24 protein-coding genes and 2 pseudogenes are annotated in these 18644 nt (G+C 66.2%); 13 read left to right on the forward strand and 13 right to left on the reverse strand.

Annotated elements, in window-relative coordinates; translation table 11 throughout:
• The 3 genes from ccmD to Q8Q77_RS00570 are packed head-to-tail and all read left to right on the forward strand — an operon-like array spanning nt 1 to nt 965.
• Nucleotides 1–144, forward strand: coding sequence for a heme exporter protein CcmD (gene ccmD, locus Q8Q77_RS00560; RefSeq protein ID WP_305580095.1), 144 nt, complete (start codon nt 1–3; stop codon nt 142–144).
• Complete coding sequence (locus Q8Q77_RS00565; protein ID WP_305580097.1) at nt 141–665, forward strand: DsbE family thiol:disulfide interchange protein; 525 nt, start codon at nt 141–143, stop codon at nt 663–665. Before ccmD ends, Q8Q77_RS00565 begins: the two co-directional genes overlap by 4 nt.
• 60 nt (nt 666–725) lie before the next feature.
• Entirely contained in the window at nt 726–965 is a 240-nt protein-coding gene (locus Q8Q77_RS00570) for a hypothetical protein (RefSeq protein WP_305580099.1), read from the forward strand.
• Between the two features lie 23 nt (nt 966–988).
• Here Q8Q77_RS00570 and Q8Q77_RS00575 read toward each other — a convergent pair whose 3' ends face one another.
• The 3 genes from Q8Q77_RS00575 to ftsY form a co-directional block, all read right to left on the reverse strand.
• A complete protein-coding gene (locus tag Q8Q77_RS00575) occupies nt 989–1531 on the reverse strand; it encodes a MarR family winged helix-turn-helix transcriptional regulator (protein WP_305580101.1) in 543 nt (180 codons plus the stop codon).
• 99 nt (nt 1532–1630) lie between these two features.
• On the reverse strand, nt 1631–2218 hold the full coding sequence (locus Q8Q77_RS00580; RefSeq protein ID WP_305580103.1) for an inner membrane-spanning protein YciB: 588 nt from the start codon (nt 2216–2218) through the stop codon (nt 1631–1633).
• On the reverse strand, nt 2215–3150 hold the full coding sequence (ftsY, locus tag Q8Q77_RS00585) for a signal recognition particle-docking protein FtsY (protein WP_305580105.1): 936 nt from the start codon (nt 3148–3150) through the stop codon (nt 2215–2217). The genes Q8Q77_RS00580 and ftsY overlap by 4 nt, the downstream gene beginning before the upstream one ends.
• A 47-nt stretch (nt 3151–3197) precedes the next feature.
• Between ftsY and Q8Q77_RS00590 the strand changes: the two genes are divergently transcribed.
• A complete protein-coding gene (locus Q8Q77_RS00590; protein WP_305580107.1) occupies nt 3198–3830 on the forward strand; it encodes a trimeric intracellular cation channel family protein in 633 nt (210 codons plus the stop codon).
• Here the strand turns inward: Q8Q77_RS00590 and Q8Q77_RS00595 are convergent.
• The 3 genes from Q8Q77_RS00595 to dapF are packed head-to-tail and all read right to left on the reverse strand — an operon-like array spanning nt 3827 to nt 6389.
• A complete protein-coding gene (locus Q8Q77_RS00595) occupies nt 3827–4300 on the reverse strand; it encodes a GFA family protein (RefSeq protein ID WP_305580109.1) in 474 nt (157 codons plus the stop codon). The two genes, Q8Q77_RS00590 and Q8Q77_RS00595, sit on opposite strands and share 4 nt — an antisense overlap.
• On the reverse strand, nt 4297–5634 hold the full coding sequence (gene mtaB / locus Q8Q77_RS00600; RefSeq protein ID WP_371130378.1) for a tRNA (N(6)-L-threonylcarbamoyladenosine(37)-C(2))-methylthiotransferase MtaB: 1338 nt from the start codon (nt 5632–5634) through the stop codon (nt 4297–4299). Before mtaB ends, Q8Q77_RS00595 begins: the two co-directional genes overlap by 4 nt.
• Nucleotides 5562–6389, reverse strand: coding sequence for a diaminopimelate epimerase (gene dapF, locus Q8Q77_RS00605; protein WP_305580113.1), 828 nt, complete (start codon nt 6387–6389; stop codon nt 5562–5564). The genes mtaB and dapF overlap by 73 nt, the downstream gene beginning before the upstream one ends.
• An 82-nt stretch (nt 6390–6471) precedes the next feature.
• Between dapF and Q8Q77_RS00610 the strand changes: the two genes are divergently transcribed.
• Both Q8Q77_RS00610 and Q8Q77_RS00615 read left to right on the forward strand, forming a co-directional pair.
• Nucleotides 6472–8532 (forward strand): prolyl oligopeptidase family protein, encoded by a 2061-nt coding sequence (locus Q8Q77_RS00610; RefSeq protein WP_305580115.1) that lies wholly within the window; start codon nt 6472–6474, stop codon nt 8530–8532.
• Entirely contained in the window at nt 8532–9032 is a 501-nt protein-coding gene (locus tag Q8Q77_RS00615) for a GNAT family N-acetyltransferase (protein ID WP_305580117.1), read from the forward strand. Before Q8Q77_RS00610 ends, Q8Q77_RS00615 begins: the two co-directional genes overlap by 1 nt.
• Before the next feature lie 22 nt (nt 9033–9054).
• Here the strand turns inward: Q8Q77_RS00615 and Q8Q77_RS00620 are convergent.
• Nucleotides 9055–9549: pseudogene (locus tag Q8Q77_RS00620) on the reverse strand (TonB-dependent receptor); the annotation flags it as partial.
• Between the two features lie 169 nt (nt 9550–9718).
• Between Q8Q77_RS00620 and Q8Q77_RS00625 the strand changes: the two are divergent.
• The 4 genes from Q8Q77_RS00625 to Q8Q77_RS20655 all read left to right on the forward strand — a co-directional run bounded on the left by Q8Q77_RS00625 (nt 9719) and on the right by Q8Q77_RS20655 (nt 11969).
• On the forward strand, nt 9719–10615 hold the full coding sequence (locus tag Q8Q77_RS00625) for an Arm DNA-binding domain-containing protein (protein ID WP_305580119.1): 897 nt from the start codon (nt 9719–9721) through the stop codon (nt 10613–10615).
• 64 nt (nt 10616–10679) lie between these two features.
• On the forward strand, nt 10680–11048 hold the full coding sequence (locus Q8Q77_RS00630; protein ID WP_305580121.1) for a type II toxin-antitoxin system RelE/ParE family toxin: 369 nt from the start codon (nt 10680–10682) through the stop codon (nt 11046–11048).
• Nucleotide 11049: 1 nt separating this feature from the next.
• Nucleotides 11050–11373 (forward strand): DNA-binding protein, encoded by a 324-nt coding sequence (locus Q8Q77_RS00635; protein ID WP_305580123.1) that lies wholly within the window; start codon nt 11050–11052, stop codon nt 11371–11373.
• Nucleotides 11374–11546: 173 nt separating this feature from the next.
• Nucleotides 11547–11969, forward strand: coding sequence for a TrbI/VirB10 family protein (locus Q8Q77_RS20655; RefSeq protein ID WP_371130381.1), 423 nt, complete (start codon nt 11547–11549; stop codon nt 11967–11969).
• On the opposite strand, the gene Q8Q77_RS20660 is transcribed toward Q8Q77_RS20655, so the two are convergent.
• The 5 genes and pseudogenes from Q8Q77_RS20660 to Q8Q77_RS00655 all read right to left on the reverse strand — a co-directional run bounded on the left by Q8Q77_RS20660 (nt 11954) and on the right by Q8Q77_RS00655 (nt 15452).
• On the reverse strand, nt 11954–12166 hold the full coding sequence (locus Q8Q77_RS20660; RefSeq protein WP_371130382.1) for a LysR substrate-binding domain-containing protein: 213 nt from the start codon (nt 12164–12166) through the stop codon (nt 11954–11956). The two genes, Q8Q77_RS20655 and Q8Q77_RS20660, sit on opposite strands and share 16 nt — an antisense overlap.
• A gap of 505 nt (nt 12167–12671) precedes the next feature.
• Nucleotides 12672–12866, reverse strand: a pseudogene (locus Q8Q77_RS20665) (LysR family transcriptional regulator); the annotation flags it as partial.
• Nucleotides 12867–13049: 183 nt separating this feature from the next.
• The gene (locus tag Q8Q77_RS00645; RefSeq protein WP_305580127.1) at nt 13050–13976 is read right to left on the reverse strand and encodes a D-2-hydroxyacid dehydrogenase; all 927 of its coding nucleotides are present in this window, start codon (nt 13974–13976) and stop codon (nt 13050–13052) included.
• 365 nt (nt 13977–14341) lie between these two features.
• A complete protein-coding gene (locus Q8Q77_RS00650; protein WP_305580129.1) occupies nt 14342–14773 on the reverse strand; it encodes an ester cyclase in 432 nt (143 codons plus the stop codon).
• Between the two features lie 64 nt (nt 14774–14837).
• Complete coding sequence (locus Q8Q77_RS00655) at nt 14838–15452, reverse strand: TetR/AcrR family transcriptional regulator (RefSeq protein ID WP_305580131.1); 615 nt, start codon at nt 15450–15452, stop codon at nt 14838–14840.
• 117 nt (nt 15453–15569) lie between these two features.
• On the opposite strand from Q8Q77_RS00655, the gene Q8Q77_RS00660 reads away from it, so the two are divergent.
• From Q8Q77_RS00660 to Q8Q77_RS00670, 3 genes are all read left to right on the forward strand, one after another.
• Nucleotides 15570–16376, forward strand: a complete 807-nt coding sequence (locus Q8Q77_RS00660; protein WP_371130379.1) for an aldo/keto reductase — start codon at nt 15570–15572, stop codon at nt 16374–16376.
• A 41-nt stretch (nt 16377–16417) separates the two neighbouring features.
• On the forward strand, nt 16418–17176 hold the full coding sequence (locus tag Q8Q77_RS00665) for a Coq4 family protein (protein WP_305580135.1): 759 nt from the start codon (nt 16418–16420) through the stop codon (nt 17174–17176).
• Nucleotides 17177–17267: 91 nt separating this feature from the next.
• On the forward strand, nt 17268–18110 hold the full coding sequence (locus tag Q8Q77_RS00670) for an SDR family oxidoreductase (RefSeq protein ID WP_305580137.1): 843 nt from the start codon (nt 17268–17270) through the stop codon (nt 18108–18110).
• Nucleotides 18111–18253: 143 nt separating this feature from the next.
• Here Q8Q77_RS00670 and Q8Q77_RS00675 read toward each other — a convergent pair.
• On the reverse strand, nt 18254–18644 hold a 391-nt coding region (locus Q8Q77_RS00675; RefSeq protein WP_305580139.1), incomplete at its 5' end, for an MFS transporter.

Raw genomic sequence — 18644 nt, forward strand, 5'->3', positions numbered from 1 at the left:
ATGCTGGATCTCGACGCCGGCAAGTACGCGGCCTTCGTCTGGCCGGCCTACGCCATCACCGCCCTGGTCTTCGCCGCCATGATCGGCGCGACGCTATCGCGTGCCCGCCGTTGGCGGCGCCGCGTGGAGAAGGACGGCAAGTGAACCGCTGGCTGGCGCTGCTGCCCCTGGCCGCCCTGGCGGCCCTGGCCGTGCTGTTCGGCGTCTATTCGCTGAAACGCGATCCCCAGGTGCAGCCCGACGCCCTGGTCGGCAAGCCGATTCCCGAACTCAGCCTGCCCCGGCTGGACGACGGCCGCGCCCTGCCCCTGCGCGCCGCGGTCGGCCAGGGCGAAGGCCCGGTCCTGGTCAATATCTTCGCCTCCTGGTGCGCCCCCTGCGAGATCGAGCATCCCGTGCTGGTCGCGCTGAAGGGCCAGGGCGTGCGGATCGTCGGCGTCGCCTACAAGGACGCCCCGGAGAACACCAAGGCCTTCCTCGGCCGGCTGGGCGATCCCTTCACCGAGCGCCTGGTCGACCGCGACGGCCGGGCCGGTATCGAGCTCGGCGTCACCGGCGTGCCCGAGACCTATCTGGTCGGCGCCGACGGGGTGATCCTGGCCAAGCATACGGGCCCTCTGACCCCGGAAAGCGCCCGGGCCCTGCTGGCCAAGGGCCGCCGTTAACCAAACCTTGAGGTGGCGCAGGCAGGTTCGCGAGGATTCCGTTAACCATAAGGCCCGCCCGTGAGCACGGTCCGCCCGCCGATCTTCCCGCAGACCCAGACGCCCAGTCAGGGCGTCCAGCCGTCGCGCAACCCGGGCCAGCGGGCCTTTTTCGAAGCCGCCATGGGCAGGGCGGCGCCCCAGGCGCAGGCGGCGATGGCTGCACCTGCACCGCTGGCGCAGAAAATCCCCGTGAACCTGCCCGCCGATCCTCCGGAAAAGATCCTGCGGCCGGGGTCCCTGTTGGATATCCGGGTCTAGGGCCGAGCCTTGGGTCTTGGCGGTCAGGCCGCCTTCTTCAGCTTCTTCTTCTTGGGCTTGTCGGCCTTCTTGGCCTTCTCGGCCTTGGGCGCTTTCTCCGCCGGCGGCTCGCCGGCCTGGACCAGGTCGCGCAGGGCTCCGACCAGGGCTTCGCGTTTGTGGGAGCCCAGCAGCTTCAGCAGGCGGGCGTCGGCCTTGACCATCTTCGGCCGCGCCTCTTCCAGGGTCGCCCAGCCGGCCTCGGTCAGGCTGACCGCGTTGGCCCGCGCGTCGGAGGCCGAGCGTTGGCGCTCCAGCAAGCCCTTGGCGATCATCCGCGCGGCCATGTCGGCCAGGGTCGAGCGGTCGATGCCGGTGATCTTGACGAGGTCGGTCTGGGTCAGGCCTTCGTGGGCCTCCACGGCCGCCAGCACCGCGTACTGACGCTGGGTGATCGCGCCTGCGCCCAACTCGTCGGCATAGATGTCGAGCGCGAGTTGCAGGGCCCGGTGCAGCAGGTGGCTAGGTGACCGGTCCAGGGCCGGCAGCCCCTTGCCCGACTTGTCGTTCGACTTGGCCTTGGCCATCGGCTGCCCCAATCCGCGTCTTGTCCGCACGCTGACGCTAACGCGCCACAGTGTCGATTTGACGACAGATGGTCCGTGGGCGGCGCAATCGCCAGGGGGCTATTCGACGTGCGGCGGCGGCGGCTCGTCGGTCTTGGCGTATTTCATCATCAGAGGCACCTGGCTGAACGAGAACACCACCGACAGCATCAGCAGGCCCGGAAAGCGGAACACCACCCAGACATCGTCCGGCTGTGTGCGCCAGACGGCCTCGTTTAGGGCCGCCAGGCCAAGGAAGAACAGGCCGTAGTGCAGGGTCAGCCTGCGCCAGCCTTCGTCGGGCATCTGCATGGCCTCGCCCAGCAGGGCCTTCAGGGGGTTCTTCCGCAGGGCCAGACCGGTCAGCAGGATCACCCCGAAGGCGGTGTTCATCACCGTCGGCTTGATCTTCAGCAGGCGGGTGTCGTGGAAGACCAGGGTCAGGACGCCGAAGAACAGCGCCGCCGCCCCGCCGATCAGCGGGAAGGGGGCGATCCGCCGCTCCACCACGAAACCGATCAGCAAGGCCAGGGCCGAGCCGGCCACCAGCGCCCAGGTGGCGGCGATCATGTCCTTGCCGGTCACGAAATAGGCGACGAGGAAGGCCGCCAGCCCGCCGAAGTCGACGATGCCGCGCACCCATTTCCGCGCGGTGGGAGAAAGGGTCATGCGTCCTCCAGGCCGACGAGCGAACGGGCGAAGGCGCGCGCCTTGAAGGGCTGTAGGTCCTCGATCCCCTCGCCCACGCCGATCAGTTTGATGGGGCTGTCGCTGGCCTGGGCCACCGGCACCAGGACCCCGCCGCGGGCGGTGCCGTCCAGCTTGGTCATCACGATCCCCGACACCCCGATCTGATTGCCGAAGATGTTCTCCTGGGCCAGCGCGTTGCGGCCCACGGTGGCGTCCAGGACCAGCAGGGTCTCGTGCGGCGCGTCGGGCAGGGTCTTCTTGACCACCCGGATCACCTTCAAGAGCTCGTCCATCAGGCCCTGCTTGTTCTGCAGGCGGCCGGCGGTGTCGATCAGCACAACGTCATGGCCGTTCTCCTTGGCCGTCTCGATGGCGTCGAAGGCCAGGCCCGCCGCGTCCGACCCGGTCGGCCGCGACATGAAGTCGGCCTCGGCTCGGTCGGCCCAGATCTTCAATTGCTCGACGGCGGCGGCGCGGAAGGTGTCGCCCGCCACCACCAGAACCTTGGCGCCGCGACCAGTCAGGTCGGCGGCGATCTTGCCGAGCGTCGTGGTCTTGCCGGAGCCATTGACGCCGATGAACAGCACCACATAGGGCTTGGGTCCCGACAGCGGATCGAAGTCGCCCTCGCGCTGTTCCAGCTCCGCGCCGATGGCCTCGGCCAGGGCTTCCTTGATCTCCTGCTCGTCGACGCTCTTGCCGAACTTCTCGTCGGAGAAGCGCTGAGTGATGCGCGCGGCCGAGTGCGGGCCGAGGTCGGCCTCGATCAGCATCTCTTCCAGCTCGTCGAGCTTGGCCTGGTCCAGCGGCTGCTTGGTGAAGGTGGAGACCACCTGCTCGGTCATCTGCTTGGACGAGCGCGAGAGCCCGCTGGTCAGACGCTGGAGCCAGCCCTTTTTCGGTTCGGTCATGGGCGGGCTTCTAGCGGCTTGGAGGGTTGCGCGATAGAGGTTCGGACATGGACGCCCTCGCCGCCACCCTCGTCTGGCTCGACTATGGCGCGGTGGCGGTGTTCGGCGCCACCGGGGCGCTGGCCGCCGCGCGCCGGAAGCACGACATCATCACCTTCGGCTTCTTCGCCGCCGTGACCGGGGTCGGGGGCGGCACCCTGCGCGACCTGCTGATCGGAGCGCCGGTCTTCTGGGTGGACCGTCCGGGCTACATCCTGGCCTGCCTGGCCGCGGCCCTCGCGGTCTGGGTGTTCGGCGCCGGCCAGGCCCGGATGCGGGTGCTGCTCTGGCTCGATGCGCTGGGCATGGCCGCCTACTGCGTGGTGGGCGCGGCCAAGGCCGGCGCGCTGGACGTGCCGGCCTTCTCCGCCGTGGTCATGGGCGTTCTGACCGCCTGCTTCGGCGGGGTGATCCGCGACGTGCTCGCCCACGAACCCTCCGTGCTGCTGCGCCGGGAGATCTATGTGACCTGCGCCCTGATCGGGGCCGGAGTCTTCGTGTTGCTGGAGATCGCGGGCCTGCCGTCGGTTCCCGCCGGGATCGCGGGCTTCCTGGCGGCCTTCCTGATCCGGGCCGGCGCGATCCTCTGGAGTTGGAGCCTGCCGGGCTTCCCGGGCCGGGGGCGGCCGGACGCCGGCTAGCCGCGCGGCGGCCACTCCGGCGTCTCATGGTCCGGGTGCTGATGGCTGACGATCGTGGCATAGTGGGCCTGCATCTTGGCCTCCTCCTCCGGCGTCTTGGCCGGGAGGTCGGCGAGCTCGGCCACCCAGGGCACGGCGCTCTCCAGGGCCATCTGCACCACCGGCCGGATCGGCGCGGGGTCGTCGAAGGCGCCGATGGCCACGTCGATCACGTGCGGACTCCACTCGAAGGTCAACGGCGTGCCGCAGTCGCCGCAGAACCCACGGTCCACATTGTCGGAGCTGGCGAACCGCTTGCGTTCGCCCCGCGTCCACTCCAGCTCGTCGATCTTGATCGAGACCAAGGGGCCGTAGAAGGCGCCGAACGCCTTCTGGCACATGCGGCAGTGGCAGATGGACGCCCGCCCGAGCTCCCCCGTCACCTTGAAGCGCACCGCGCCGCACTGGCATCCGCCGGTCTCACCGCTCATTCCGCCGCCTCCAGCACCGCCACATGACCCAACGCCTTGCCGCGGGCGTGGCCGGTGATTGTCATCGCCACGATGGAGCCCACCGCCGCCTCGCCGGTGAAGGCGATCTCGGTGAAGTCCTCGGCCCGCGCCACGCCGTCGCGTTCCACCAGGCCGGTGACCGTGCGTCCGACCTGGCGGGCCAGGTGCCGCGCCAGGGCCGCCTCGCCGGCGGCGCGCAGGCGCGCGGCGCGGTCCTTGATCACCGGGCGCTGGAGCTGAGGCATCCGCGCGGCGGGCGTGCCGGGACGCGGGCTGAACGGGAAGACGTGCAGGAAGGACAGGCCGCCGTCCTCCACCAGCCGCAGGGTGTTCTCGAACATCTCGTCGGTCTCGGTGGGGAAACCGGCGATCAGGTCGGCGCCGAATGCGGTGTCGGGGCGCACGGCGCGCACGTCGGCGATCAGCTTCAGCGCGTCGGCGCGCAGGTGGCGGCGCTTCATGCGCTTGAGGATCATGTCGTCGCCGGCCTGCAGCGACAGGTGCAGATACGGCATGAGGCGCGAGTCATCCGCCAGGCAGCGCATCAGGTCGGGATCGATCTCGGCGGCGTCGATGGACGACAGCCGCAGGCGCGGCAATTCGGGGACCAGCTTCAGGATGCGCGCGACCAGTTGGCCGAGGCTCGGCTGGCCCGGCAGGTCGGCCCCCCAGCTGGTGATGTCCACCCCGGTCAGCACCACCTCCAGATAGCCCTGGGCGGTCAGCTTGCGGACCTGCTCGACGACCTCGCCGGCGGCAGCCGAGCGGGAATTGCCCCGGCCATAGGGGATGACGCAGAAGGTGCAGCGGTGGTCGCAGCCGTTCTGGACCTCCACATAGGCGCGCGCGCGGTCCTTCAGCCCGTCGATCAGGTGACCGGCGGTCTCGCGCACGCTCATGATGTCGTTGACGCGGACACGGCCTTCCGGCGCGCTGGCCGAATAGGCGCCGGCCTGCGACTTCTCGGCGTTGCCCAGCACCAGGTCGACCTCGGCCATGCCGGCGAAGGCGGCGGGATCGATCTGCGCGGCGCAGCCGGTGACGATCAGCCTGGCGTCGGGATGTTCGCGCCGCGCCTTGCGGATCGCCTGGCGCGCCTGACGCACGGCCTCGCCGGTCACCGCGCAGGTGTTGAACACGATGGCGTTCTCGAGCCCATCCTCAGCGGCGCGCGCGCGGATGACCTCGCTCTCATAGGCGTTGAGGCGACATCCGAACGTGACGATATCAACCGGCTTGGTCACGGCAGGGTCCCCGTGAAGTCCACCTGGGCGGGACCCGTCATGATCACATGGCCGTCGGCCTCGCGCCATTCGATGGTGAGTTCGCCGCCGTCGAGCACCAGGGTCGCCTTGTTGTCGGTCAGGCCGCGGCGATGGCAGGCCACCAGGGCCGCGCAGGCGCCGGTGCCGCAGGCCTTGGTCAGGCCCGCGCCGCGCTCCCAGACCCGCAGGCGGATGCGGTCGCGGGCGAGCACCTGGGCGAAGCCGACGTTCACGCCTTCCGGAAACAGGTGATGATGCTCGATCATCGGCCCGACCTGGGTGACCGGGGCGTCGTCGATATCGGGCACGAAGAACACCACGTGCGGATTACCCATGGAGACGCAGCCGGGCGTGTGCAGGATCGGCGCGTCGATGGGGCCGACCTGCAGCTCGATCCCCTTGGTGTCCATGTCCTCGGCCAACGGGATCTGGGTCCAGTCGAGTCCGGGGACCCCCATGTCGACGCTGACGATCCTGTCGCCGGCGCGGGTGGCGGTGAGCAACCCCCCTTGCGTCTCCATCACCGCCTCGTCGCGGCCGGAGGCCTCCATCAGCAGCCAGCCCACGCAGCGGCTGGCGTTGCCGCAGGCGCCGACCTCCTCGCCGTCGGCGTTCCAGAAGCGCACCGCGGCGTCGGCCCGGTCCGAGGGCTCGATGGCGACGAGCTGGTCGCAGCCGATCCCGGCCTCGCGGCTGGCGATGGCGCGCACCTCTTCAGGTGTCGGCGCAAAGGGCGCGGATCGGGCCTCGACCACGACAAAGTCGTTGCCGAGCCCGTTCATCTTCAGGAACGGACGGCTCATGGCCGGGGGTATATAGGCGAGAAACGCCGGCCGATCACCTTTGGCGAGACAGACCCTGCCTGGGCGACCTATTCATGACGCCATGAAGCTCATGTCCGCGGCGCTCGCAGGCGCCCTGTCCTTCGCCGCCGCCGCCTTCGCCCAGACCCCGGCTGCCGACCCGTTCATCTGGCTGGAGGACATCGATTCCCCCCGGTCCATGGCCTGGGTCGAGGCCCAGAACGCCAAGGCCGCGCAGAGGCTGGAGGGCGATGCGCGCTACGGGCCGTTCCTGGCCGAGGGTCGCGCGATCTTCACGGCCACCGACCGCATTCCGGCGCCGGCCTTCCGCGCGGACGGGATCGACAACTTCTGGCAGGACGCCGTCAACACCCATGGCGTCTGGCGCCATACGTCGCAGGCCTCCTACCGCACGGCCCAGCCGGCCTGGGACGTGGTGCTGGACATCGATCAGCTCGCCAAGACCGAGGGGCGGAACTGGTTCTGGAAGGGCGCGACCTGCCTGAAGCCCGCCGAGACCCGCTGCCTGGTCAGGCTCTCCAACGGCGGCGGCGACGCCGTCGAACTGCGCGAATTCGACACCGCCAGGAAGGCCTTCGTCGAGGGTGGTTTCCACTCTCCGGAAGGCAAGCAGGGCGCTGACTGGCTAGACACCGACAACCTGGTCGCCTGGCGCCAGTGGACGCCGGGCGAGGTCACTGAGTCCGGCTACGCCTATGTCGTCAAGATCGTCGGCCGGGCCGGTGAACCCCGCGAGATCTTCCGCGGCGAGAAGACCGATGTCCTGGCGACCGCGGTCGTCCTGCGCGGCGAAGGGGGCAAGGCCGACGGCGTCCTCGTCCAGCGCGGCGTCAGCTTCTTCGAGTTCGAGTACAACCTCTATGCCGACGGGAAACTGACCCGCATCGCCCTGCCGAAGAAGGCGCAATACCAGGCCTATGTGGACGGCCGCATGGTCTTCACCCTGCAGGAGGCCTGGGGCGGGTTCGGATCGGGCGCCCTGATCGCCTACGACCCCAAGGCGCTTAACACCGCGCCGACCCTGATCTTCCAGGCCGGCCCGCGCCAGGCGATCCAGAACGTGGCCGAGACCAAGGGCCTGCTGGCCGTCGAGCTGCTGGAGGACGTCAAGGGCGCAGTCGACGTCTATGACCTGAGGGAGGGCAAGTGGACGGCGCGGCGCCTGGACCTGCCCAAGGACGCCACCCTGACCCTGCGCGATGCCTCCGGCCGCGACGACCAGCTGTTCGTCGCCGCCGAGAGTTTCCTGTCGCCCAACAGCCTGTGGCTGGCCGACGGGGCGACGGGCGAGGCGGTCCAGGCCCAGGCCCTGCCCGCCCGCTTCGACGCCTCCAAGGACCAAGTCGACCAGTACTGGGCGACCTCCTCGGACGGGACGAAGATCCCCTATTTCGTGGTCCGCCCCAAGGCCGCCAAGCTGGACGGAACCACGCCGACCATCATGTACGGCTACGGCGGCTTCCAGGTCGCCAAGCCGCCGATCTACATCCCCGAGATGGGCAAGATCTGGCTGGAGCGCGGCGGCGCTTATGTGATCGCCAACATCCGTGGCGGCGGCGAGTTCGGCCCCGCCTGGCACCAATCGGTGCTGCGCGAGAAACGCCAGCTCGCCTTTGACGACTTCTCCGCCGTGGCCCGCGACCTCGCCGCGCGCAAGATCACCTCGGCGCGCCGGCTCGGCATCTATGGCCGCTCCAATGGCGGGGTGCTGACCACCGTGTCGCTCACCCAGCATCCGGAACTGTGGAACGCGGTGGTGGTGGAGAGCCCCCTGACCGACATGCTGCGCTATCACAAGCTGTCGGCGGGCGCGTCCTGGGTCGGCGAGTACGGCAACCCTGAGGTTCCGTCCGACCACGCCTTCATCGCGAGGTACGACGGCTATCTGAACCTGAAGGCCGGCCAGAAATATCCGGAGCCGTACGTCACGACGAACACCCGCGACGACCGGGTCCACCCCGGCCACGCGCGCAAGTTCGCCGCCAAGCTTGAGTCTCTCGGCTATCCCTACCTCTATTTCGAGAACACCTTCGGCGGCCACGCCAACGACGCCGACCCTGAGCTCAACGCGAGGCGCTGGGCGCGGCACTACGTCTATCTGAGCCAGAAGCTGTTCGACTAATGTTAGAGATCGGGCCACTTCGAGACGATGACCCGCCGGTCTTCGAAGCGGCCTTCGCCGCCATGGGCTGGACCAAGCCGGCCGCCCAGTATCTGCGATATCTGGACGAGCAGACGGCGGGCGAACGGCCCATCCTCGTCGCCCGGCTGGACGGCGCCTTCGCGGGCTATCTGACCGTCAAGTGGGAGTCGACCTATCGCCCCTTTCGCGCCGCGGGGATACCGGAGATCCAGGACTTCAACGTCCTGGCCCACCTCCGCCGCCGGGGCGTCGGCTCGCGCCTGATGGACGCCGCCGAGGCCCTGATCGCCAGACGCTGGCCGGTGGCCGGGATCGGGGTCGGGCTCTATCCGGACTATGGGCCCGCGCAGCGGCTCTACGTGCTGCGCGGCTACCTGCCCGACGGGCGGGGCATCGCCTGGAACGGGACCAACGTGACCCCGATGCAGACGGTCGAGGTCGACGACGACCTCGCCCTCTATTTTACCAAGGCGCTCTAACCGAAGCGCCCTAGGAAGCGCCCTAGAAGGTCATCCGGCCCACGAGCTGGAACACCGGACCGGCCTCCTCGGTCTCGACCTCATACTCGGCGAAGTCGCGGGCGCGCTGGTCGGCCGCGGTGTCGAACTTGTTGAAGACCTCGTCCTTGTTGGCGTTCAGCAGGTTGCCGCCCGTGAGGCGCAGGACGAACCGGTCGCCGAAACGCTTCTCGACGAACACCTCCAGGTCGGCGCCGTAGGAGGTCGTGACCTCCTCGCCCACAATCCGCCCGAAGGCGTCGCCCTGTTTGCGGTAGGTCGCCCCGAACGCCGCGCCCCATGTCGGGATGTCGTGGATGAAGCCGATATTGAAGACGTAGTCCGACTGGTCGTTGAAGCGGCGCGATCCGAACTCGTCGTCGATCTCGCTGTCGAGCCAGGAGTAGTTGAAGAACACCCCAGTGTTCTCCATCCCCAGCGCCGTCAGCGGTGTGGAAAGGTCGAGCTCGATCCCCCACACCGAACCGTCGCCGGTGTTGCGCGGGGGTGCCGGCTCCGGGCCGCTTTCTGGGCTTCGACCGAGTACGACACGACACGATTAGCTTATAGATTTCATAAACTTACCTACGACAGAGTTCGCTTGGGCGGGTTGCGGTTCGCTTCCTGCTGGTCGCATTGTGGTCGCAGATTCAACCGCCCGCAGCCCCATGCCGAAGCTCACCAAACGCCTTGTAGACGCCCTTCCGCCCGCGACCAAGCCGAGCGGCGTGGTGTGCTGGGATACCGAAATCCGTGGCTTCGGCGTTCGCGTTTTCCCGACCGGCCGCAAGCGGTTCGTCCTGAAGTACCGCACACGCGGGGGTCGCCAGCGCCTGCTCGGCCTTGGCGCCTACGGGCCGCTGACCGTCGAGCGGGCCCGCGAGCTCGCCCGCCTCGAGCTGGCCGCAGTGATCGAGGGCGACGACCCTGCCGCCATCCGCCAGGAGGCGCGCGACGCCGTCACCGTGGGCGAACTCTGCGACCTCTACATCGAGGCGGCTGAACAGGGCCTGATCGCCGGCCGCGGCGGCAAGTCCAAGCGGCCGTCGACCATCGCTACGGACAAGAGCCGCATCGGCGCCCAGATTAAGCCGCTGATCGGGACGCTCAAGGCGGCCGAGCTCACCCGCGCCGATGTCGAGCGGCTGAAGGTCAACATCGTCGAGGGCAAAGCCGCCCGGAACATCCGGACGAGACGGCGAGGCCGCTCGATCGTTCGCGGCGGCCGCGGCGCCTCGACGCGGGTGCTGGGTCTGCTCGGCTCGATCTGCAACTGGGCCGTGGACACCGGCCATATCGCGGAGAACCCCGTGAAGCGCGTGCGGCGGTTCGCCGGCGACCAGCGCAAGGCCCTGCTCACAGCCTACCAGTACCGCTGCTTCGGCGCGGCCCTGACCGTCCTCGCCGAGAGCCGCAACCGTAACAATGAGCCCCGCCACAACAGTGTCGGCCTCAAGCTGCTGCGCTTCATCGCCCTGACCGGCGTGCGTCGCGGCGAGGGGGAGGGACTGCGCTGGTGGGAGGTCGATAAGACCGGCACCTGCCTGGCGCTAACCATGACCTAGACCGGGCCGTCGCTGCGGCCGATCGGCAGGCTTGATCAATAGTAACATAAAGGCTACCATCTAGATGGCAATCATCGTTGTCGAGTATGTTCGGGAGGACGACTCCAGCCCCTACCAGGTCTGGTTCGACAGCCTTGACGCACAGGCGGCGGCCAAGGTCACCACAGCCAAGTTGCGTCTGGAGTTGGGCAACACCTCGAACGTAAAGTGGTTCTCCGGCATCGGGGAGTGCGTGATCGACTGGGGCCCCGACTACCGGATCTACCTAGCGAAGGACGGCGTCGAGTTGATCGTGCTGTTCGGCGGCGGGACGAAGAAGGGGCAGCAGGCCGACATCGATCGGGCCAAGGCGCTGTACGACGAATACAAGGCCCGCAAGAGGGCGGGGGCCGCAGCACCCAGCCCGAAGGCGAAGCCCAGGAAGGGACGATGACATGGCGCTGACCCGGGATTTCAAACAGACGGTCACCGAGCGGGTGGCGCGTGAGCCCGAGTTCGCTAAAGCGCTGCTCGACGAGGCCGCGATGCTCTTTCTCAATGGCGAACCGGAAACGGCGCGGCTGATCCTACGCGATCTGGTGAACGCGACCGTCGGCTTCGAGGGGCTGGCCAAGGAGACCGACCGACCCAGCAAGAGCCTGCACCGCATGCTCTCCAGTGGGGGCAATCCCAGCATGGACAATCTGTCGGCCATCTTTGGCGCGGTCCGTCGGCAACTTGGCGTGCAGATCGAAGCTCACGCCGTCAAAGCCGCTTAGATGGGGGCGGGTAACTCGACCGCGGGGGCCTCAAGCTATCGCCTCGAGATCCTCTTCCGCTGTGGCCTCATCGTCGGCCCCCGCCACTAACGACCAACGACCGCTCGATCGATCCAACACAGCCCCAAGGGCCTGAAGGCACGCAGAGACCGCGTTTCGATCAGGGCTCGCGCCTGCTCGGAACCTATGACAGCCAGACCGCCTTCGGCGACAGCCGCGCCATGGTGGTCTGGACTCGACTGATCCTGCCGAACGGACGGTCCGTGATCCTCGACCGGCTCCCGGGCGTCGATGCTCAGGGCTTCGCGGGGGTGGCGGACAGCGTTGACCGCCATTGGCGTCGTCTGGTCGGCGGCGCAGCTGTGTCGAGTCTACTGGGCGTGGGCGCCGAGTTCGCCTCGCCGCAGACCAATGGGCGCGACGGGCAGATCGTCATCGCGGCGCGCAATGGCGGCCAGGACATCGTCAACCAGGTCGGGCAAGAACTGACGCGGCGCAACCTCGACATCAGGCCGACCATCACGGCACGCCCTGGCCATCCGATCCGAGTTCTGGTCAGCCGCGACCTGGTGCTGGAGGCCTATGCAGAGAAATGAAGCTCTTCGGCTGCGGACTGGACCAGGTCTTGAAGGGTTGCGATCAGCGGTGACCGATCTTCTCGCCGGATCGTGAGCCAAGTGGTCAGCCGGGCGTCGCCGTCGCGCAAGGGGTGCATGACCACCTCGTGTGTGGTCACCGCCAGCGAGCGTGGCAGCAGGCCGCTCCCCAATCCGGCTGCTACCATCCTGATCATTGTGGCCGGATTGGCGGCAGTGGCTCCCCAAAACCTTGAGACTTTTGCTTGCCAGCAAATCTTCGGTTTGACGCGCGAAGCCCGGCAGCGTCTGTGGGTCGGGAAGAATCCAGGGGCCGTCCCCCATCGATTTCAGCCAGATGGCTCCCCCGTGGTGGCAGTCGCCGGTCAACGGCGTCAACAATGTCAGGCCTTCGGTCCATGCGACGTGACTCTCTAGTTCCGGTGTCGCGGCCTTCTCGGGCGCCAGCATCGCATCGAGTCCGCCGTCGATGGTCAACCGGGACATCTCTGCCAGCGGTCGCTCCATCAAGATGATCGGCAGTCGAGGCTCGGCCGTCTCGCACGCGCGTAGCAGCCCACCGAAGGCCGCGCTCGCGAAGCCTTCAGAGAGCCCGAGGCGTAACACCTGGCCGGCTTGGGCAAAGGCGCGGACGGCGAGTACGGAAGCATCTACGTCGGCGAGAATGCGGCGGGCATCGAGCGCGAAGCGCTCGCCAGCCGCAGTCAGCCATGTTGACCGACGGGTGCGTTCGAACAGCCGCACCTTAAGATCAGCCTCCAGGCTTTGGATCTGGCGACTGAGCGGCGACTGCTCAATTCCCAGCCTCGCTGCAGCGCGCGCAAAATGCAGCTCGTCGGCCACCGCCCGAAAATAGCGAAGTTGACGAAAATCGACCACCTGGTTAGGTTTCCGCATTCACCTGAGCTGCTCAGATAACATAGTTGTAAATTGCGCAATTTAGTTCGTTATTGAATCAACCACAAACCACGCCTCGCTTCGATCTCAGTAATTGTCACGAGTCATTGGTATTTGTGGTCTTCTTATATAACGAAATACTTTCTTGAGATATAAGTTCAATATCGTTTACTGTTTGTCGTTTCATGGTTGAATATTCAAATCACTCCCAGCCAGAACTTCGCTTGCACTTACCGCGTTCACCAAGGTCTCACCGTTCAGAAAGCGCCCGAGATTATCTAGAAACAGCGCGTCGCTGCGCGCCGACAACCCTGAGCCCATTGGCGAGGCGTGCGGCGTCAAGGTCACCCTAGGATGTTGCCAAAATCGGCTATCGGGCTGTAACGGCTCTGTGCGGAACACGTCCAAGATCGCCCGCTCAGGCCGGCCTCGATCGAGCGCTTCCAGCAGAGCCGCCTCATCTACAAGCCCGCCCCGGCCGACATTGACGAACACTGACGCCGCCTTCATCGCCGCCAGGAACTTCGCGTCGACCATGTCGACACTGCCGGAGCTCAACGGCAGCGACATCACGACGACGTCCGCCTCTGGCAAGAAGGTCGCAATCTGCTCTGGCGACACAGTGACGTCAGCCAGCGGGTGTACGCTGGCGCTGCGGCGGACCCCGACGACAGTCGCGCCAAAGGCTCGCGCGCGCCGAGCAACATCTTGCCCGATCGACCCAAACCCGATGATGAGCCAATTCGAGCCAGCCACCTCGCGATAAGGCGTCGGTGCCCAACGGTGTTCGGCCTGGGCCTTGCGGCGGTCTGGCCCGCGTTGGAAATGATCGAGCACCGTGCTCAGCACATACTCGGATATGCCGATTGAATGACTATGGTTCGTCGTCAGGATCGCGCCCTTGCGAACGACCTCAGCGAAGATCGGCTTTTCAAAGCCCGCCGCGGCGCTTTGCACCCATCGCAGAGCTGGCGATTTCAAAAGCGCGACCATGTAGTCTCGCCCGACCGGCGCGCCGAATAGGTCAGTGTTCAACCAGCCGATTTCCGGGCGCGCCTCGTCAACCGGCACCGGAGCGCCGTTTCGCATGATGACGCCGTCCGGCTGCATGAGCAGTAGATCCAGTTGGGCCGCGTGTTGGGCGATACGTGCGTCCAGTCGGCGATATGACGGCTCGAAGAGTAGGATAGGTGTCATGATCCCCGAACCGTCCGAACGCTGCTCGTGATGTGAGCGCCAACCGTGGTGCGCACCCGCCAGCCTTCATCGATCAGTCGCGGTATGCAGAAGCCCGCGATAAATCCGGATCCACCGGCTACCAACACCGTGCCGCGCTTTGGCATAAACGCTTCTCCCAGCCCCAAAGCGGTGCGTATAGACACTATAGATGATTTTTGTCCACCTCGTCCACCCCCTTGCAGCAACGCGCCCTTGACGCCTCCAAGACTGTGTTCTTCAGTTACGGCTTGCCGCCACTAAGCGAGCCCAAGCGCCCGAATGACCGCTCCCTGATCGAAATAGGGACGCTCGCAGATGATCCTGTCGCTCCCGGTCGCGAATTCAAAGGTTGCCGCCATGCGGACCCTGAAGCTTCGTCCGGTGGGCTGGACGATGCGGTCGACGAGCTTGAGGGGTCCCAGGTGGGTTCCGGTAAGCCAAAACTCCACAAGGACCGTGTCGCCGCATGCGGCTATCGCGATGGTCTCGTTGCCCTGGTCCGGAAAAGGGGCTCGCGACAGTTCGAAATATCTGCGAACCGCTGGTTCGCCGTCAAAGATCGCGCCCGCGCCATACATTTCGTAACGCGGATGCTCAAACGTAGCGATCACGGCATCCCAATCGCCCTGGCTTTCCAGCCTCATGTGATCTTGAACCGTTTTGATCCGGGCGGCCGATAGGGCACCCATGGCGAAGTCCTTTCGAGGCTTGCCGCAATCGTTCGGACGAACTCCATCGCCCTATTGAAGCGGGCTAAGTTGCTATTGTGATTGATGTTTCCTTAGAGCGCTTCTCAACTGACCGAGCCACGACCTTGGATAAAGCGCCTACGCCGTCAATGTAGGACTGGTCGGTTTTCAGTTCATGTTTCAGACCGCCCGCGAGGGCGGTCACCAAGCTGCCGAAACGTTCGCAGCCACTGAAAACCGAGAATTCGGCTTGGCCGGTTCGCTCGAGCTTTTCAGCATGCAATCTCAGGATTTCAGCGAAACCCTTGTCCATCTCGTTGGCGGTCGAGGACGTCAAATCGACGTCGACATTCAGCAACTCCCCGCCGTGAGGCGACAGGTGCAATAGGCGGTATATCGGCAGGTCTTTGGCCAGGATGGTCGCCTTCAGATTGGCTTCCAGGCTCGCGCCGTCCTCCCAGGCCGCTGCAGCAGCCTCCAGACTCTCGGATATGATCGATTTCGCCAGCGCCTGGAACAGGGCCGCCTTGTCCAGAAAATTCACATAAAGCGCAGCTCGCGAGACGCCCGCCACCTGGGCGACGTCGGCCATGCTCGCGCGTTGAAACCCGTGCCGAGAGAACACGGTCTTGGCGGCGCTCAGGATCTTGCGCTGGAAAGGAGTGGACGAGGTGGACATTTTTGCTCTACGGTGTCTATTAACATCGACTGGGCGCTAGGAGAAGCATTTATGGCGAAGCGCGGTACGGGACCTTCATATGGAATTTCAATGCCGCCCAAGAGTCCCAATGTCGGCTTGAACGACGGCGCCCGCATGCCCCAACTGGGGCTCGGCCTCTGGCAGGCGCCGGACGAAGACGCCGCTCAGATCGTCGGCGCCGCTGTCGACGCCGGCTATCGACTATTCGATACAGCCGCCGCCTATCGCAATGAACGTGGGGTCGGCGAGGGCTTGGCGTCCGCAGGTGTCGAACGCGACAAGCTTTTCATCACCACCAAGCTTTGGAACGACAACCAGGGCTACGACGCCGCCCTGGTCGCTTTCGACAAAAGCCTCATGAGATTGAGACTGGAGGCGGTCGATCTGTACCTCGTCCACTGGCCGGCGCCGAAGCGCGATCTCTACGTTGAGACATGGCGCGCCCTGATCCGTCTCAAAGAGGAAGGGCGAGCCCGGTCGATCGGGGTCTCAAACTTTGAGCCGGAGCATCTGCAGCGCCTCATGGACGAGACCGGGGTCGCGCCCGCGGTCAACCAGATCGAGGTGCACCCGAGGTTCCAACAGCGTCGCCTTCGCGAGTTCCACGCTCGATTCGATATCCGAACTCAGTCGTGGAGTCCGCTAGGAACTGGAACGCTGCTTGATGACAGCACCGTGGGCGCGATCGCCAAGAAGCACAGCGTGACGCCGGCTCAGACTATTATCCGCTGGCACATCGAAAACGATCTGATCGTCATTCCAAAGTCGACCACCCCGGCGCGGATTCGCGAAAACACGGACGTCTTCGACCTCAGACTCGATGAGGACGACATGGCTCGTCTGGCGCAACTCGATACGCCCGATGGCCGGATCGGCCCCGATCCGATGACCGCGCCCTTCTAGGCCCACCAGGGAACTGTCGACCCCCACTCCGGAGGCTAACCATGACCGTCGCCACACAAGACTGTAACTTTGAACGTTCAGGCTCGCGATCAAGTTATCGGCGCGACTGGGTCCGCGCATTCCGAGCGCTGCGGCGTCTTCTGGCGAACAAGGACGACACTCAGCATGTCTTCGAGATCATGCGGGCCTTGTCGGGAAGGTCCGAGTTAGACGGATATAGTCGCCTCCTTAAATCGCCTCGGGGAGGCCGCCTCGCCTATGAGCGTGTCGAACTCGTCCAGCGGCTGATGGACCGCTCCCGGCTTGACGCCTTCGCGCCCGGAACAGTTGGTGCGGCCTATGCGGAATTCACAGCCCGCGAAAACCTGTCAGCAGAGGGCCTCGCCGAAGAAAGCCGCAAAGGTGTGGCCGCCGAAGAGGTCGATGAGCCCCATCCGCTCGCTTGGTACGGCCGGCGCATCCGCGACAGCCATGATCTTTGGCACATCCTCACCGGATACGGCCGAGACGGGCTGGGCGAGGCCTGCCTCGTGGCCTTTTCCTATGCTCAGACACGCTCCTTGGGCTGGGCCTTTATCGCGCTGGGATTGCTATCGCGGGCTGGCGATACCGGTCTTCCCGTGCGCCGGGCGATCATTGAAGGCTATCGGCGCGGCCGTTCTGCGGTCTGGCTGCCCGGCGAGGACTACGAACACCTGATGGCGGAGCCGCTTGCGGCGGCTCGCGCGCGACTCGGGCTTGGTCGTGCGCCGATCTACCAATCCGTACCCGTGGAGCGGCGAGACATCTACTTCCGATGAAGGCGCCCCGCCCGCGCGGCTGTTCTTTCCAAAGAGTTTCGTGGTCTGCACCTGGCGGGCCGCTTCCAAACAGCGGAGACGCAAAATGCCCTTGAACGTTCTGATCACCGGCGCCAACAGCGGCTTTGGCCTGCTGACGGCCAAGACCTTCGCCCAGGCTGGCCATACGGTCCACGCCGGATATCGCAACCCCGACAAGGCCGCGCCGTTGGAAGCGCTGCGGTCCGAAGGGCTAGCGATCAAGCCGGTACGCATCGACATCACCGATCCGGCGTCGATCGCCGCTGGCGTGGCGTTTGCGGAGTCCGAGGCTCCGATCGATGCTCTGGTCAATAATGCCGGCGTCGAGGTCGTCGGGCCGGTGGACGAGGTCTCTGACGACAGCGTCCGGCTGCAGTTCGATACCAACGTCCTGGGCCTAATCCGGATGGTCCGCGCGGTCACGCCGGGCATGCGCGCCAACGGATCAGGCGCCATCGTCAACCTGTCCTCCCTGGTCGGTTGGATGTCGGCGCCCTATGCCGGCCTCTACGCCGCCAGCAAACATGCCATCGAGGCGCTGTCGGAGGTGATGTGGTTCGAGCTGCGTCCCTTCGGAATCCGCGTCGCCGTCATCGAGCCCGGCGGGTTTCCAACTAGTTTTCAAGATAATGTGGTCATCGACCCCGCCTTCAATGAAACGTCGCCGCACTGGCCAACAGGGACGCGGTTTCGCGAGGCTACTGGCCGCTTCGTCGGCCAGTTCAGTTCTGTCCAGGATCCGCAGGAAGTCGCTGACCTCGTGTACGAAGCGGTGACCACCTCCACGCCGCGGCTACGGTGGTTGGCTGGCGATGACGCTCGATCATTGCTGCCGCTCTACAAGTCCAAGGAATTCGAAGATTTCGCACGAGTCATGGCCGGTACGCTCGGCATGCCCGACCTCGCTCCATAGCCCCTCGCAAGGCGGGCTGACCCGCACGTTTCGCCGCAACGGCCGGGTCGGCAGCGGAGCTTTCATTGGCGGCGTGAAGCCGGCGCCGCACGCATCTGGCGCGATGGATATCTCTCGCCGTCGAGCGGATTGGCCCATGGCCGCTAGGCGGCGCGACGCACCCAGAACAGCAGACCAGCGAGCGCAATCACGCAGAATGCAGCGCCGACGAGAAACGTGGCGCCGGCGCCGAACGCCGTCCAGAGGCCACCGGCCAGCGTGCTCGCCAGCAACAGGGTCAGGCCGGTCGCCAAGTTGAAAACGCCGAACGCCGTCCCGCGCAGCCGGTCTGGCGCGGCGTCGGCGACCAGGGCCGAGAGCAATCCCTGCGTCACCCCCATGTGGACGCCCCAAAGCGCCACGCCGATGAGGACGCCGCCGATCGACGGCAGCAACGCCAGCGCCAGGTCCGCGACGACGAGCACCCCCAAGCCGAGACCCAAGAGCGTTCGGCGGTCCATCCTGTCGGAAAGCGTCCCGGCCGGCGCCGCCACG

The sequence above is a fragment of the Phenylobacterium sp. genome (assembly GCF_030698145.1).
Lineage (GTDB): Bacteria > Pseudomonadota > Alphaproteobacteria > Caulobacterales > Caulobacteraceae > Phenylobacterium.